The organism is Streptomyces sp. NPDC050564 (assembly GCF_044457265.1).
Taxonomy (GTDB): domain Bacteria; phylum Actinomycetota; class Actinomycetes; order Streptomycetales; family Streptomycetaceae; genus Streptomyces.
The window spans coordinates 120,544-135,728 of record NZ_JBITGS010000027.1; the positions used below are offsets into that span (position 1 = coordinate 120,544).

Here is a 15,185-nt window from a genome sequence, read left to right on the forward strand (position 1 = left end):
TGGAGAGATCACTCACGGAAGGCAGACCGGGCCCGGTCCTGAAAGGAATCGCGGCGCCCCGGGAAGCCGTCCCAGGAAGGCGAGCAGCAGGTCACGGGGCGGGGCCGACGGTGGCACGGCGACCGGCTCCGCGAAGCGCCCGCCGCGATCCTCGTCCGCGACCACGCACCGTGCCACTTGCAGCAGTTCGACGGCGAGGGCGGAGGGAATCGGCCGCGCCCGACCGCAGGCCTGGGACACGTCCCACCCGTGCACGGCGATCTCCACGGCGCCCACCGCCGTCATCACCCGGGCGTCCAGCGGCCGGTCACCCACGACCACGGTGTCCGTGGGCCCCGCGGCCCAGGCACCGAGCACGGCGCAGGCGCGCCTGCGAAAGCCACAGACGGGATCCGAGGCCGCTTCCCCCAAGGGCCCTTCCGGGAAGGGCCCTTGGGGGAAGAGCCCGATGGGCCTGCCCGTGAGTCCCTCGTAGAGGGCGTCCAGCGAGTCGTCGAGGTGCCCGAGCAGCTCCCCCAGATCCCACTCCGCACAGGGTGTGAGCCGCTCCAGACTCCCGGGCACGACGGCGGAAACGCTTCCCAGGGCGTAGGCGAGCGAACGCTCCAGCAGCTCCCCGGTGTTCACGACAGCACCGCCGGCATCCCGAAGCGTGCGAACAGCCCCGGGCCCAGGAAGACGGTGATGCGCGCGATCGCCGGGTCCTCGGGCGCTCGCCCGACCGCCTCCTCCACCGCCCCCTCGACCGCTCGCCCGACGGTGAGCACCTGCAGGGAGTGGGCCCTGAAGACGCCGTCGGCGCCGCGCAGGTACATGGCCGCGGTCGGCTGCCCGTTCGCGCGCGTGGGAAGCATCCGCAGCCCTCCCCGGATGTGTGCCCGGGTCTCCAGGAACCGCAACACGTCCTTCTTGCCGCTGAACCACTCCAAGTAGGGAGGCATTTCCAGTTCGACACCGTCCTGGAGGAGCCCCAGGAGCGCGTCCATGTCGGCGTGTTCGAAGGCCGCCATGTAGCGGTCGATCAGCTCGCGGTCCCCGGGGACGTCGGACTCGGTCACCAGCTCCTCGTCGGGCGCCATCTCGTCGAGCCGGGCACGCGCGCGTTGGAGGCTGCTCTTGACGGCCGCCGTGGAGGTGCCGAGCAGGGCGGCGACCTCGGGCGCCCGCCAGGCCAGCACATCCCGCAGGATGAGCACGGCCCGCTGCCGCGCCGGCAGGTTCTGCAGCGCGGCGACGAGCGCGAGCCGCAGACTCCCCCGGGCCGCCACCACCGTCGCCGGGTCGACGAGCGCGTCGGGCAGCGGCTGCAACCACGGCACATCCGTCGCAGGGGCCCGCAGAGGCTCCTCAGGCCCGTCCGAGGGCCCGCCGAGCCCAGAGGGCAGCGGACGGCGCACACGGCCCTCCAGAGCCGTCAGACACGTATTCGTGGCGATCCGGTGCAGCCAGGTGCGCAGCGACGCCCGGCCCTCGTACCCCTCGTACGAGCGCCAGGCCCGCAGATAGGTCTCCTGGACGAGGTCCTCGGCGTCGTCGACCGACCCGAGCATGCGGTAGCAGTGGGCGAGCAGCTCCCGCCGGTACGGATCGGTCAGCCGTACGAATTCGTCGCGGTCCGTCGTGGTGGCCATCCCCGCTCCCTTCGTTCACCGGCAGGCACCGGCGGATCGTCCACCGGCACGCACCGATGGATCGTTCACCGGTACAGACCGGCGGAGCGGCGAAAACGAATCGGCCGGTCCCGGAGAAGTTCCGGAACCGGCCGTCGTACACGCGAGACCAGGGGGCCGTGCGGTCTAGAGACCGACCTCGGCCATGAGCATGCCGACCTCGGTGTTCGACAGGCGGCGCAGCCAGCCCGACTTCTGGTCGCCCAGGGTGATCGGGCCGAAGGCCACGCGCACGAGCTTGTCGACCGGGAAGCCGGCCTCGGCGAGCATGCGCCGCACGATGTGCTTGCGGCCCTCGTGGAGGGTCACCTCGACCAGGTAGTTCTTGCCGGTCTGCTCGACGACCCGGAAGTGGTCCGCCTTCGCGTACCCGTCCTCCAGCTGGATGCCGTCCTTGAGCTGCTTGCCCAGGTCGCGCGGGATCGGGCCCACGATGTGCGCGAGGTAGACCTTCTTCACGCCGTACTTGGGGTGGGTCAGGCGGTGGGCCAGCTCACCGTGGTTGGTGAGCAGGATGACGCCCTCGGTCTCGGTGTCGAGCCGGCCGACGTGGAAGAGCCGCGTCTCCCGGTTCGTCACGTAGTCACCGAGGCACTGACGGCCCTCGTTGTCTTCCATGGTCGAGACGACACCGGCGGGCTTGTTCAGCGAGAAGAACTGGTACGACTGCGTCGCGACCGTCAGCCCGTCGACCTTGATCTCGTCCTTCTCCGGGTCGACGCGCAGACCCTGCTCCAGGACGATCTCGCCGTTGACCTCGACCCGGGCCTGCTCGACCAGCTCCTCGCAGGCGCGCCGGGAACCGTAGCCCGCGCGCGCGAGCACCTTCTGCAGGCGCTCGCCCTCCTGCTCGGCGCCCGGGAAGGTCTTGGGCAGCTTGATGTCCTTCTTGCCCGCGTACCGGTCCCGGTTGCGCTCCTCGGCCCGCGTCTCGTACTCGCGGGAACGCGCGGGCTCCGTACGGCCGCCACGCTGCTGACTCTGCTTGGGTCCGCCCTTGGCGCCGCCACGGGCAGCGCTGCCGCGCCCGGACTTCGGGCCGTCCTTGGAGGCGCCGGGGCCCACGTCGTAGCGGCGCTCCTCGGGGCGGGGCTTGCTGGGGCGGCCCTGCCCCTGCTTCTGGTCCCTGCTGTTGCCGGCACCGCGGTAGTTACCGCGCCCACCGCTCTTGCCGCTACCGCTGCTTCGCATCAAAGTTCCGTCTTAGTCGTCTGCGTCGTCTGTCCCCGGAGCGTCAGGTGCGTCCGGATCGAACGACGGAACCCCTTCCTGCGTCTCGGCCTCGATCGCGTCCGCCTCGGGGAGGAAGGGCGCGAGCTCCGGGAGCTCGTCCAGGCCGCGCAGGCCCATTCGCTCCAGGAAGTAGTTCGTCGTCCTGTACAGGATCGCACCTGTTTCGGGTTCCGTGCCCGCCTCCTCGACCAGACCGCGCTGCAACAGGGTGCGCATCACACCGTCACAGTTCACTCCGCGGACCGCCGAGACCCTCGAACGGCTGACCGGCTGGCGGTACGCGACGACCGCGAGCGTCTCCAGAGCCGCCTGCGTGAGCCGGGCCTGCTGCCCGTCCAGGACGAAGCGTTCCACGGCCGCCGCGTACTCGGGCCGCGTGTAGAACCGCCAGCCGCCCGCGATGAGCCGCAGCTCGAAGCCGCGGGCCTGCACGGTGTACTCGTCGGCCAGCTCGCGCAGCGCGTCCGCGATCTGCCGCCGCGGCCGCTCCAGGATCTTCGCCAGATGCTCCTCCGTCGCGGGTTCGTCCACGACCATGAGGACGGCCTCCAGGGCAGGCTTGAGATCGAGGTCGGCGACGGTGCGCAGCCCTGCCGGGATCTCGGTGGTCTCCTCGCTCACGCCTTCTCCTTCTTGGCGTCGTCCTTGGGTTCCTCGGGCGGCCGGTCGAACTCGTCCGTGACGGTCGGCTGCTCGTCCCCGTCCCCGCCCGTCCAGCGCACCATCAGGTCCCCGAGGGCCTCCTCCTGATCCAGCGCGACCGCCTTCTCCCGGTAGAGCTCCAGAAGCGCCAGGAACCGGGCCACGACCGTGAGGGTGTCGTCGGTGTCCTCGACGAGCGCGCGGAAACTTGCCTCCCCGAGCTCCCGCAGCCGCGCCACCACGATCCCGGCTTGCTCCTGCACGCTGACCAGCGGCGCGTGGATGTGGTCGACGTACACCTGCGGCTTGGGTCTGGGCTGCATCGCCTTCACGGCGAGCTTCGCGAACCCCTCGGCCCCGATGCTGATGACCACCTCGGGCAGCAGCTCGGCGTGGTGGGCTTCGAGCCCGACGGTACGGGGGTAGCGGCGGCCCTCTTCCTCCAGCCGCGCGTTGAAGATGTCCGCAATCTGCTTGTACGCGCGGTACTGCAGCAGCCGCGCGAACAGCAGGTCCCGCGCCTCCAGCAGCGCGAGGTCGGCCTCGTCCTCGACCTCGGCGGAGGGCAGCAGCCGTGCGGCCTTGAGATCCAGCAGCGTGGCTGCGACGACGAGAAACTCGGTCGTCTGGTCGAGGTCCCAGTCCGGCCCCATGGCCCTGATGTGCGCCATGAACTCGTCGGTGACCTTGGACAACGCCACTTCGGTGACATCGAGCTTGTGCTTCGAGATCAGCTGAAGCAGCAGGTCGAAGGGCCCCTCGAAGTTCGAGAGCCGCACCTTGAAGACGCCGTCACCGGGCTCTTCGGGCTCTGAAGCGGAGGGTGCCTCAAAAGCGCCGTCGGCGTTGTGGGCAGCCGTCCCGCTGGGCGATGGGGGTTCCCCCTGCTCGAGCGAGGCCGACAGGTCCTGCTCGAACGAAACCGAGAGGTCCTGCTCGAACGGAGCCGAGAGCTCGGGGGAGGGTGGGCCCGACGCCCCACGGTCCGCAGCCGGGGCATCGACCTCGACCAGAGACTCGCCCTCCGCCGCAGGCGGCTCAGGCTCCGCCGCAGGCGCAGCCGCCTCGGGCTCCACCTCCGCAGGAGGCACAACCGGCTCCACCACAGGAGCCGGCACCGCCCCGGGCCCCCGCCCGAGCACACGCCGACGCCCGGCGGAGCCACCGGCGGGGACAGGAACGTCGTTCGAGGTCATAGCCGTCGCAGGCTACCGCTACCGCCCACGCAGCCGTCGTACGAGGATGCTCGCGTCCCCCCGGGACTCAAGATCCGCGAGCACCACGGCAACCGCCTCGCGGACGATCCGCCCACGGTCGACCGCGAGCCCGTGCTCCCCGCGGAGCACCAGCCGGGCGTGCTCGAGATCCATGAGCTCCTCGGCGGACACGTACACCGTGATCTTCTCGTCGTGCCGCTCCCGCCCGCTGGGCCGACGGTTGGCGGCACGCCCCCGCTTGCCGCGGGAGGACTGCCCGGCGGGGGCAGAACCTTCCTGCACCGCCTGACGTCGCCCGGAGCGCTCCTGAGCGGCGCCCCGGCTGCGGGACTCCCCCGCGTCGGACTCGGAGTCGGCAGCGACGTGTTCGTCGCCCTCGCCGTCACCGCCCTGCACGGGCACCGACTGAGGCGCGTCGTCCCCGGCGGCCGCCGCGTCGCTCTCGCCCGCGGGAGCCGGCACCCGTGCCTCGCCGTTGGTCCGGCGTGAGGGCGTGGACGCCTGGAGCGCCATTCCCCCGGTGGTACGGAACAGTTCGTCGGCCCCCGGCAGACTCACTCGGCGTGACACCGGGCGAGCACCTCCCTGGCGAGCTGGCGATAGGCGGCGGCACCGACGGAGTTGGAGGCGTACGTGGTGATCGGTTCACCGGCGACGGTGGTCTCCGGGAAGCGGACGGTCCGGCCGATCACCGTGTGGTAGACGTGATCGTCGAAGGCCTCGACCACGCGCGCGAGCACCTCACGGCTGTGCACCGTGCGGGAGTCGTACATCGTGGCGAGGATGCCGTCGAGCTCCAGCTCGGGGTTGAGCCGCTCCTGGACCTTCTCGATGGTCTCGGTGAGCAGCGCGACACCACGCAACGCGAAGAACTCGCACTCGAGCGGCACGATCACCTTGTGAGCCGCCGTCAGGGCGTTGACGGTGAGCAGGCCGAGCGAGGGCTGACAGTCGATCACGATGTAGTCGTAGTCGGCCATCAGCGGCTTCAGGGCGCGCTGCAGCGTGGACTCACGGGCGACCTCGCTCACCAACTGCACTTCGGCGGCGGACAGGTCGATGTTGCTGGGCAGCAGGTCCATGTTCGGGACCGCTGTCTTCAGGAGCACCTCGTCGGCCGCCATGCCCCGCTCCATGAGCAGGTTGTAGACGGTGAGGTCGAGCTCCATGGGGTTGACGCCGAGACCCACGGACAGCGCGCCCTGCGGGTCGAAGTCGACGAGCAGGACCCGGCGGCCGTACTCCGCGAGCGCGGCACCCAGGTTGATGGTCGACGTGGTCTTGCCCACGCCGCCCTTCTGGTTGCACATCGCGATGATCTTCGCGGGGCCGTGGTCGGTCAGCGGGCCCGGGATCGGGAAGTACGGCAGCGGGCGGCCGGTCGGACCGACGCGCTCACGGCGCTGACGGGCAGCGTCGGGCGCGAGCGTGGCCGCGTACTCCGGATCGGGCTCGTACTCGGCGTCGGGGTCGTAGAAGTGCCCCTCGGGCAGTTCGTCGTAGTCGGCGAAGTGGGTGCGGTTCTCGCCACTTCCGTTGCCGGCCATGGCGTTCACGTGATGGCCATCCATGCTCTGGTGTGCTGTCTGAGTCATCCGGGGACTCTTTTGGGCTGCGAAGGTTCGGACAGCGACGGAGCCGACAGCCTCGAGCCCCGTGGGGCTCTGGCCCCGCGCCGGCATTCCTGGTTGACCACCCCCGGGAGAAAATGTCGACTCATTCACAAGTCGTCTTACCTCCTTGGTGACCAGGAAACTTCTAGATAGGTCAGCGTGGCACCATGCCGACGGTTGGCGACTCTATGGCGTGTCACCGGTCCGCAGCAACACAATCCGCCGGACCCGACCCGATGTGTCGGCAACCGAACACCCCTCTGTCAAGGGCGTAAGGCCGTCGCACGGTAGGTTTCACCGGTGTGCGAATCGGTTGAAGAGTTACGTTCGTGGCGAGTTGAACGAGTGTCGCAAAGTGACCCGACACACATCCGGCCGGACCCTGTCGAGCAAGGTCCGGCCGGGTGTGCTGGGTTGACGACCCGTGTTGACGTATCGCCTTTTACCCGTTGATGACTTAACCGAGCAGGGTCTCCAGCTCGACGTGCTCCAGGCCGAGCGCCTCGGCGACCTCGCGGTAAACCACCTTGCCGTCATGGGTGTTGAGACCCTTGGCGAGCGCGGGGTCACGCCGCAGCGCCTCGACCCAGCCGTTGTTGGCCAGCGACACGATGTAGGGCAGTGTGGCGTTGGTGAGGGCGTTGGTGGAGGTGTTCGGCACGGCGCCCGGCATGTTGGCGACACAGTAGAAGACCGAGTTGTGGACCGTGAAGGTCGGCTCGGCGTGGGTGGTGGGCCGCGAGTCCTCGAAGCAGCCGCCCTGGTCGATCGCGATGTCGACAAGGACACTTCCCGGCTTCATGCGCGACACGAGCTCGTTGGTGACCAGCTTCGGAGCCTTGGCACCCGGGATGAGGACGGCGCCGATGACCAGGTCGGCGTCGAGGACGGCCTTCTCCAGCTCGAAGGAGTTGGACATGACGGCCTTGACCTTCGTGCCGAAGACCTTGTCGGCCTCACGCAGCTTGTTGATGTCGCGGTCGAGCAGGGTCACGTCGAAGCCCATACCGATGGCGATCTGCGCGGCGTTCCAGCCGGAGACGCCGCCACCGATGACCACGGCCTTCGCCGGGACCACGCCCGGGACACCGCCCGGCAGGACACCGCGACCGCCGGCCGCCCGCATCAGGTGGTACGCGCCGACCTGCGGAGCCAGACGACCCGCGACCTCGGACATCGGGGCCAGCAGCGGCAGCGCGCGGTTCGGCAGCTCGACCGTCTCGTAGGCGATCGCCGTGGTGCCGGACTCGAGCAGCGCGTCCGTGCACTCCTTGGAGGCGGCCAGGTGCAGGTAGGTGAAGAGCGTCTGGTCCTTGCGGAGGCGGTGGTACTCCTCCGCGATGGGCTCCTTGACCTTCAGCAGCAGGTCGGCGGTGGCCCAGACCTCGTCGGCGGTGGGAAGGATCTGCGCACCGGCGGAAACGTACTCGTCGTCCGTGATCGAGGAGCCGACGCCGGCGTTCTGCTCGATGAAGACCTGGTGGCCGTAGCGCACCAGCTCGTGCACGCCGGCAGGGGTGATGGCCACCCGGAACTCGTTGTTCTTGACCTCGCGGGGGATACCGACCTTCACGTCGATCACGGTCCTTGGCTCAGGGGATGTGGTGCATTACAAGACATACCCACATGTGCGGGGGCACATCGGGAGACACCGCAGGAGAAGGTGCGGCAGAGCCAGTTTAATGAAGGTGTTCTCTCTGTCTAGCCTTTCATTGCATCAATCTTCTACGGATGTACTGCGGATTTCGTAGGCGTTAGCGCCTTGCTCCCTGACTGAAGCAGTCTCCGGGAGTTCATCACCCAGCATTCGCTCGGCCGCGCCGCGGTGCAGCTTGGCGGCCGCCGGGTCGCCGAGCCGCTCCAGGGTGTCGGCCAGCCTGAGCTGCAGCGCGGCCTGCAGCCGTACGTCGTCGGCGCGGCGCGCCCACTCGACCGCCTCCTGGCAGGTGCGCAGCGATTCCTCGGGCCGTCCCGCGTACTCCTGGACCCGCGCCAGCTCGCTCAACGCCCGGGCCTGGGCGGCCACATCGCCGTTCTTGCGGTGTCCGCTGACGGCGGCGCGCCAGTTGCGCAGCGCCTCGCCGTAGCGGCCCGCGTAGGTGTTCGCGGTGGCGATACGGCCGTACAGACGGGCCGCGTCCACCCGCTCGTCGCGAGCGAGCCGCTGGGCGAGCGCTCTGCCGTACCAGTCGGCGGCCCGGTCGTAGTCCCCCAGCTCCTGGTGGGCGCCGCCTACGGATTCCATCGCGCGACCGGTCGCATACGGGTCATTTGCTTCGCGCCCGGCGTCCAGGGCGGCCCGGTAGCGGGCCAGCGCCTCGGTCGTACGGCCGGTCTGCGCGTCCAGGTCGGCGAGGTTCAGCAGGGCCGCGGCCTTCTCGCGGGGCAGGTTCCGGCGCTCGGCGACGTCCAGGACGAGCCGGTGGATGCCGTACAGCTCGGGCGCCGCCGCCCGCGTACCGACGTGCGCGACCATCGCCCTCACCAGCGCGGCCATGAGCCGGCGGGCCAGCGTGTCCAGCTCTCCGTCGGCGACCGCGAGCCGGGCGGAGGCCAGCAGTGCGGGCTGCCGGATGCGCAGCCAGTCGGCGGCGGTCCGGGGATTCGGGAACCGCAGGGCGCGCGGCATGCCGGCGAGCTTCTCGCGGGCGGGCGAGCTGTCGGTCTCGGTGATGGCGCGGCAGGACACCAGCAGCCGCACGGTCCGCTCCAGCATGCGGGCGCGGGCGAGCTGCAGCTCGGCCGGGCGGTCGTGGGTGTCGGCGAGCGCGCGCAGCAGCGGCTGCAGACAGCCGGGCACCTCGTACTGGGGCAGCGGCGACTCGATGGCCCGGATCAGGCCGAGCGCGGCGAAGTCGTCCAGCGTGGTGTGGGCGGTGCCCACCGAGCACCCGGCCAGCGCCGACGCGGTGTGCGGGTCGACGAGGCCGGCGGGGGCCAGCGAGAGCAGTCGCAGTATCCGCGCAGCGGTGCTCGGCAGTGAGGCGTAGCCGAGCCGGAGGAGACGGGTCAGCGGCGAGCCCTCCTCACCGTCGCTGCGCAGATGTTTGGCCAGGTCGGCGACGGCCGACTGCGGGCGGGCCGCGAGCCAGCCGCCGGCGAGGACCAGGGCGGCGGGCTGGCCCGCGCACAGTTCCACCAGGCCCTCGGCGGCGAGCGGGTCGACGGTGATGCGCACCGAGCCGGTGAAGCGGTCGAGGAGCTCCAGGGCGGACTTGGTGTCCAGACCGCCCAGGGTGCAGGGGCGGACGTCCGTGATGCCGGTGAGGGGTCCGCCCGAGACGGCGACGACCAGGCACTGCGGGGTGTCGGGCAGCAACGCGTCGACCTGCTCGGCGTCGGCCGCGTCGTCGAGCAGGAGCAGCACGCGACGGGTGGCGAGGGCCTCGCGCACCGCCTCGCTCAGGTCGTCGGCGGTGGCCCCGGGCGGTGTGGGCCGCTCCAGGGCGCAGAGGAGCTCCCGTGCGGTGCGCTCGGTGGGCACCCGGGTGCCGTCGGGCTCGGTGAGCCGGGCGCGCAGCACACCGTCGGGGTAACTCTCGGCAACCTGCCGTACCAGCTCCTCGGCGAGCGCGGTGCGGCCCGAACCGGGCTTGCCCGCGATGAGCAGCACGCGCGCGCGTGGCGCCTTCCTGCCGGAGAGGGTGTCCAGGCCCGCGCGCTCGATGTCGGCCCTGAGTTCCTTCAACTCTCTTGTACGGCCGAGGAACTGACCCTCCGTGGGAGCGGACCCGGCAGCCGGGCGCTGTCCCTTGGCCGACACCTTCGTGCCGCCGTTGTCCACCGCCTGATCCGTCACGGGCCACACTCCCGTCCCACTGCACGCTGGGGCCCGCCGGGACTCCGGTTCGGGCGTTTCCAGAGCCTAGTTCACGCTCTGCGACGATCTGGGAGGAGCGCGGCGGACACGTCCCCCGATCGGATCAGGCGATCGTAGGACTGACGGCGTCGGGGTGGTGTCGGAGGTGGGTCAGACCTCGAAGGGCCGCGCCGGCCACGGCGCCTCCGCCGGGCGCAGCGCGTCGAGGCCGTCGCCGTGCCGCGCGGCGACCAGGGAGAGGACACCGACGACAAGGCAGTTGTTGTGCAGGTCACCGGCGAGCACGCCGCGTACGAGTTCGTCGACGGAAACCCGGGCCAGCTCCATGTCGGCCTCTTCGTCCTCGACCTCGAAGCGCTGTCCCTCGGCCTCGGAGAGGTCACGGGCGAGGAAGATGCGCACGGCCTCGTCACAGCCGCCGGGCGTCGTGAAGACGTCGGTCAGCACGCGCCAGTCCTCGGCCTTGACGTGCGCCTCTTCGTAGAGCTCGCGCTGGGCGGCGTGCAGCGGGTTCTCGCCCGGGATGTCGAGGAGGCCCGCGGGGATCTCCCAGAGCTTGTGGCGTACCGGGTGGCGGTACTGGCGGATGACCAGCACACGGCCCTCGTCGTCCAGGGCGAGGACGGCCACGGAACCGGGGTGGACCTGGTAGTCGCGGCGGACGACCGATCCGTCGGGCATGACCACGTCGTCGGTGCGCACGGAGGTCTTGTTGCCCTTGAAGGGGGTCTCGGTCGCCCGGACCTCCCACTCCTCGGCGGTGTCCTTGAGCGTCATGGCCTGTCCTTCCCACACGTACAAAAGAGCCGGTCACGGCCGAAAGAAATCGGCCACAGCGGGGCCGCGACGGAGACCGGGGCGCGCACCTCGAAAGACACGCACCCCGGCCACCGTACAACCCTTGTGCTACTTGCCCGTCTTGCGCTCCACCGCGGCCTTGACCAGGCCGGCGAAGAGCGGGTGCGGGCGGGTCGGGCGGGAGCGCAGCTCGGGGTGCGCCTGGGTCGCGACCAGGTAGGGGTGGACGTCGCGCGCGTACTCGACGTACTCGACGAGCTTGCCGTCCGGGGAGGTGCCGGAGAACTGCAGACCGGCCTTCTTCTCCAGCTCGGCACGGTAGGCGTTGTTCACCTCGTAGCGGTGCCGGTGGCGCTCCTCGACGTACTCTTTGCCGTCGTACACCTCGCGCACGATCGAACCGTCGGCAAGCTTGGCCGGATACATACCCAGGCGCATGGTGCCGCCCATGTCGCCCTCGCCCGCCACGATGTCGAGCTGTTCGGCCATGGTGGAGATGACCGGGTGGGCGGTGGCGGAGTCGAACTCGGTGGAGTTGGCGTCCGGGATGTCGGCCAGGTTGCGAGCGGCCTCGATCACGATGCACTGCAGGCCGAGGCAGAGGCCGAGCAGCGGGATCCTGTTCTCGCGGGCGTACTGGATCGCGCCGACCTTGCCGGAGACACCGCGGTCGCCGAAGCCGCCGGGGATGCAGATCGCGTCGACGTCTCCGAGCTGCTTGGCGGCGCCCGCCGGGGTCTTGCAGTCGTCCGAGGTGACCCACTTGATCTTCACGCGGGCCTTGTTGGCGAAGCCGCCGGCGCGCAGGGCCTCGGTCACGGACAGGTAGGCGTCGGGCAGGTCGATGTACTTGCCGACGAGCGCCAGGTTGATCTCGTGGATCGGGTTGTGGACGCGGTCGAGCAGGTCGTCCCAGGTCGTCCAGTCCACGTCACGGAAGGGCAGGTCCAGCTTGCGCACGACGTACGCGTCGAGACCCTCGGTGTGCAGGACCTTCGGGATGTCGTAGATCGACTTGGCGTCGATGGCCGCGACCACGGCCGCCTCGTCGACGTCACACATCAGCGAGATCTTGCGCTTGATCGCGGTGGGCACCTCGCGGTCGGCGCGCAGCACGATCGCGTCGGGCTGAATACCGATGTTGCGCAGCGCCGCAACCGAGTGCTGCGTCGGCTTCGTCTTCAGCTCCCCGGACGGGCCGATGTACGGGAGGAGCGAGATGTGCACGACGAACACGTTGTCGCGGCCGACCTCGTGACGGACCTGGCGGACCGTCTCCAGGAACGGCAGGGACTCGATGTCGCCGACCGTGCCGCCGACCTCGGTGATGACGACGTCGACGTCATCGGTGGCCATGCGACGGATGCGGTGCTTGATCTCGTTGGTGATGTGCGGGATGACCTGCACGGTGTCGCCCAGGTACTCGCCGCGGCGCTCCTTGGCGATGACCGTGGAGTACACCTGGCCGGTGGTGACGTTGGCCGAGCCGTCCAGGTCCACGTCGAGGAAGCGCTCGTAGTGACCGATGTCCAGGTCCGTCTCGGCGCCGTCGTTGGTGACGAACACCTCACCGTGCTGGAACGGGTTCATGGTGCCCGGGTCGACGTTCAGGTACGGGTCGAGCTTCTGCATCGTGACCCGCAGACCCCGCGCCTTGAGCAGCGCGCCCAGGCTGGAGGCGGTCAGACCCTTGCCGAGGGAGGAGGCGACACCCCCGGTGACGAAGATGTGCTTGGTCGTCGTGGATTTGGGCGGCATGGCCAAGAGGGGGCTCCCGTGGTCGCGGTCTGGGGTGCGTACCGGCGTGTGGTCCGGAGATTTCCGGAGGTGCCGTCGCTGCGGTTCGGGGGTTTCTTGCCCACCGGTCCACGGGCTACCAGGGTATCAGCGACGGGACGAGACCGCTTCCGGCCACGCTCCGCACACAGGTCGGCACAGACCCCACACGGCGCTCACTCGATCGGCCCACCCAGGTTGCCGGGAGCGGCACGCGGATCTTCCACGTGCGTCGTATCCTGCTCGGACACTCGCTGCCGAGCCCGGCCGGCACACGGCACCATCCCCGCCCGTACCCCGGAACAACGAGAGCTCGTCAGTTCGTTTCGAAACGACAATCGCGACGACAATCGAACCGACAATTGACGTTTCGCAGCGACACATGACCATCGTTCCGCACAACTGACGTTCCCCATCAACCGACGTTCCGCATTAACAACGTTCCCTGACCGCAGAGCGACCGCCCCCCGGGGGCGACGTGGCCGTTCGACTGGAGATGCACGTGGCCGGGCGCATCGAGGATTACGCACTCATCGGAGACATGCAGACAGCTGCGCTGGTCTGCAGGGACGGCACAGTCGACTGGCTGTGCCTGCCCCGCTTCGACTCCCATGCCATCTTCGCTGGGCTGCTCGGCACGGAGGAACACGGGTTCTGGCGGCTCGGCCCCGCGCACTCGGCCGATGCCGAACCGCCGACGGCGGCGCGCCGCAGGTACCGCGGCGACTCGCTGATCCTCGAATCCGAGTGGGACACCCCGCGCGGCACGGTCCGGGTGACCGATTTCATGCCCCCGCGCGACGGCGCGCCGCAGCTGATCCGCATCGTCGAGGGCGTCACCGGCCGGGTGCCGATGCGCTCCGCGCTGCGCATGCGTTTCTCGTACGGCCGCGTGGTCCCGTGGGTGCACAAACACGAGGGTCGGACGGTCGCTGTCGCCGGGCCCGACTCGGTGTGGTTCGACACCGCCTGCGAGACCTACGGCAAGGCGCTGACCACGTACGCCGACTTCACGGTGGCGCCGGGTGACCGGCTCGCCTTCACCATCTCGTGGGAGCCCTCGCACAAGGAGCCGCCCGCGCTGCCCGAGCCGGAGCAGTCCTTGGAGGCCACCGAGGACTTCTGGCGCGAGTGGGTCGAGCAGTGCACGTACCACGGCCCCTACCGCGAGGCCGTCGTCCGCTCGCTGATCACGCTGAAGGCCCTGACGTACGCGCCCACGGGCGGCATCGTCGCCGCCCCGACGACCTCCCTCCCGGAGGAGATCGGCGGCGTACGCAACTGGGACTACCGCTACACATGGCTGCGCGACGCGGCGATCACTCTCTCCTCGCTGCTGCGCACCGGCTACCGCGAGGAGGCCCGCGCCTGGCGCGAATGGCTGCTGCGCGCCGTCGCGGGCGACCCGGAGAACCTGCAGATCATGTACGGCATCGCGGGCGAACGGGAGTTGGGCGAGGCGGAGCTCGACTGGCTCCCCGGATACGAGGCTTCGACCCCCGTACGCGTCGGGAACGGCGCCGCGCACCAGCTCCAGCTGGATGTGTACGGCGAGGTCACCGAGGCCCTGCACCTCGCCCACATGACGGGGCTGTCGCGCAACGACTACGCCTCGCTCCTCCAGTTGAAGCTGATCCGCTACCTGGAGGACCACTGGGACCAGCCGGACGAGGGCATCTGGGAAGTCCGCGGCCCGCGCCGCCACTTCGTGCACTCCAAGGTGATGGCCTGGGTCGCCGTCGACCGCACGATCAAGCTCATCGAGTCCGGTGACGCGGACGGCCCGCTGGAGAAGTGGCGCGAACTGCGCGACGACATCCACCGGGACGTGTGCGAGAAGGGCTACGACAAGGAGCGCAACACGTTCACGCAGTCGTACGGCTCCAAGGAGTTGGACGCCTCGCTGCTTCTCATCCCGCAGATGGGCTTCCTGCCGCCGGACGACAAGCGCGTGATCGGCACCATCGAGGCGATCCAGCGCGAGCTGTCCACGACGGACGGCTTCATTCTGCGCTACCCGACCGCCGGTGAACACGCGGGCGTGGACGGTCTGGAGGGCGACGAGGGTGCCTTCCTGGCGTGCTCGTTCTGGATGGCGGACGACCTCGCGATGATCGGCCGCGTGGACGAGGCCCGCAAGCTGTTCGAGAAGCTGTTGGCGCTGCGCAACGACCTCGGTCTGCTGGCCGAGGAGTGGGACCCTCGGCTGCAGCGCCAGGTGGGGAACTTCCCGCAGGCGTTCAGCCACGTGCCCTTGATCGACACGGCACTGAGGCTGACGGCGAGCGGCGCGTACGGCGGCTGACGGCGAGCGGTGGTTCCCCGCGCCCTTGAGGGGCGTGGGGAGCTGCGCGTCCAGCCACGGACGGCCACGGCGTCGCACGACGTCCGCCCAGGAGACCGCCTACGCTGAAAA

General features: G+C 69.9%; 12 protein-coding genes. 1 reads left to right on the forward strand and 11 read right to left on the reverse strand.

Features of this window, described 5'->3' with window-relative positions; all coding sequences use genetic code 11:
- Nucleotides 1–12 precede the first annotated feature (12 nt).
- The 11 genes from ACIBK0_RS35370 to ACIBK0_RS35420 all read right to left on the reverse strand — a co-directional run bounded on the left by ACIBK0_RS35370 (nt 13) and on the right by ACIBK0_RS35420 (nt 12,751).
- Nucleotides 13–627 carry a TIGR03086 family metal-binding protein gene (locus ACIBK0_RS35370; RefSeq protein ID WP_399088859.1) on the reverse strand — a complete coding sequence of 205 codons (615 nt, stop codon included), beginning with the start codon at nt 625–627 and terminating at the stop codon, nt 13–15.
- Nucleotides 624–1,631: a sigma-70 family RNA polymerase sigma factor gene (locus ACIBK0_RS35375; protein WP_399088861.1), complete on the reverse strand. Its 1,008-nt coding sequence runs from the start codon at nt 1,629–1,631 to the stop codon at nt 624–626. Before ACIBK0_RS35375 ends, ACIBK0_RS35370 begins: the two co-directional genes overlap by 4 nt.
- Nucleotides 1,632–1,796: 165 nt before the next feature.
- Nucleotides 1,797–2,861: a pseudouridine synthase gene (locus tag ACIBK0_RS35380; RefSeq protein WP_399088863.1), complete on the reverse strand. Its 1,065-nt coding sequence runs from the start codon at nt 2,859–2,861 to the stop codon at nt 1,797–1,799.
- Nucleotides 2,862–2,873: 12 nt separating this feature from the next.
- Entirely contained in the window at nt 2,874–3,524 is a 651-nt protein-coding gene (gene scpB / locus ACIBK0_RS35385; protein WP_399088865.1) for an SMC-Scp complex subunit ScpB, read from the reverse strand.
- Entirely contained in the window at nt 3,521–4,741 is a 1,221-nt protein-coding gene (locus tag ACIBK0_RS35390) for a segregation and condensation protein A (protein ID WP_399088867.1), read from the reverse strand. The genes scpB and ACIBK0_RS35390 overlap by 4 nt, the downstream gene beginning before the upstream one ends.
- A gap of 18 nt (nt 4,742–4,759) precedes the next feature.
- Nucleotides 4,760–5,332 (reverse strand): hypothetical protein, encoded by a 573-nt coding sequence (locus ACIBK0_RS35395; RefSeq protein ID WP_399088869.1) that lies wholly within the window; start codon nt 5,330–5,332, stop codon nt 4,760–4,762.
- Complete coding sequence (locus ACIBK0_RS35400) at nt 5,317–6,444, reverse strand: ParA family protein (protein WP_189191469.1); 1,128 nt, start codon at nt 6,442–6,444, stop codon at nt 5,317–5,319. The genes ACIBK0_RS35395 and ACIBK0_RS35400 overlap by 16 nt, the downstream gene beginning before the upstream one ends.
- Nucleotides 6,445–6,832: 388 nt before the next feature.
- Nucleotides 6,833–7,948: an alanine dehydrogenase gene (ald, locus tag ACIBK0_RS35405; protein ID WP_399088913.1), complete on the reverse strand. Its 1,116-nt coding sequence runs from the start codon at nt 7,946–7,948 to the stop codon at nt 6,833–6,835.
- Between the two features lie 144 nt (nt 7,949–8,092).
- Complete coding sequence (locus ACIBK0_RS35410) at nt 8,093–10,174, reverse strand: tetratricopeptide repeat protein (RefSeq protein ID WP_399088871.1); 2,082 nt, start codon at nt 10,172–10,174, stop codon at nt 8,093–8,095.
- A gap of 171 nt (nt 10,175–10,345) precedes the next feature.
- Complete coding sequence (locus ACIBK0_RS35415) at nt 10,346–10,972, reverse strand: NUDIX domain-containing protein (RefSeq protein WP_399088873.1); 627 nt, start codon at nt 10,970–10,972, stop codon at nt 10,346–10,348.
- 129 nt (nt 10,973–11,101) lie between these two features.
- Complete coding sequence (locus ACIBK0_RS35420) at nt 11,102–12,751, reverse strand: CTP synthase (RefSeq protein WP_399088875.1); 1,650 nt, start codon at nt 12,749–12,751, stop codon at nt 11,102–11,104.
- 514 nt (nt 12,752–13,265) lie between these two features.
- On the opposite strand from ACIBK0_RS35420, the gene ACIBK0_RS35425 reads away from it, so the two are divergent.
- Nucleotides 13,266–15,074 (forward strand): glycoside hydrolase family 15 protein, encoded by a 1,809-nt coding sequence (locus tag ACIBK0_RS35425; protein ID WP_399088915.1) that lies wholly within the window; start codon nt 13,266–13,268, stop codon nt 15,072–15,074.
- The last annotated feature ends 111 nt before the right edge of the window (nt 15,075–15,185 follow it).

Bases quoted from the DNA above. Each gene is read 5' to 3' on its own strand.
- ACIBK0_RS35375 (WP_399088861.1), bottom strand. From the start codon at position 1,631: ATGGCCACCACGACGGACCGCGACGAATTCGTACGGCTGACCGATCCG.
- ACIBK0_RS35380 (WP_399088863.1), bottom strand. From the start codon at position 2,861: ATGCGAAGCAGCGGTAGCGGCAAGAGCGGTGGGCGCGGTAACTACCGC.
- ACIBK0_RS35390 (WP_399088867.1), bottom strand. From the start codon at position 4,741: ATGACCTCGAACGACGTTCCTGTCCCCGCCGGTGGCTCCGCCGGGCGT.
- ACIBK0_RS35400 (WP_189191469.1), bottom strand. From the start codon at position 6,444: ATGCCGGCGCGGGGCCAGAGCCCCACGGGGCTCGAGGCTGTCGGCTCC.
- ACIBK0_RS35415 (WP_399088873.1), bottom strand. From the start codon at position 10,972: ATGACGCTCAAGGACACCGCCGAGGAGTGGGAGGTCCGGGCGACCGAG.
- ACIBK0_RS35420 (WP_399088875.1), bottom strand. From the start codon at position 12,751: ATGCCGCCCAAATCCACGACGACCAAGCACATCTTCGTCACCGGGGGT.
- ACIBK0_RS35425 (WP_399088915.1), top strand. From the start codon at position 13,266: ATGCACGTGGCCGGGCGCATCGAGGATTACGCACTCATCGGAGACATG.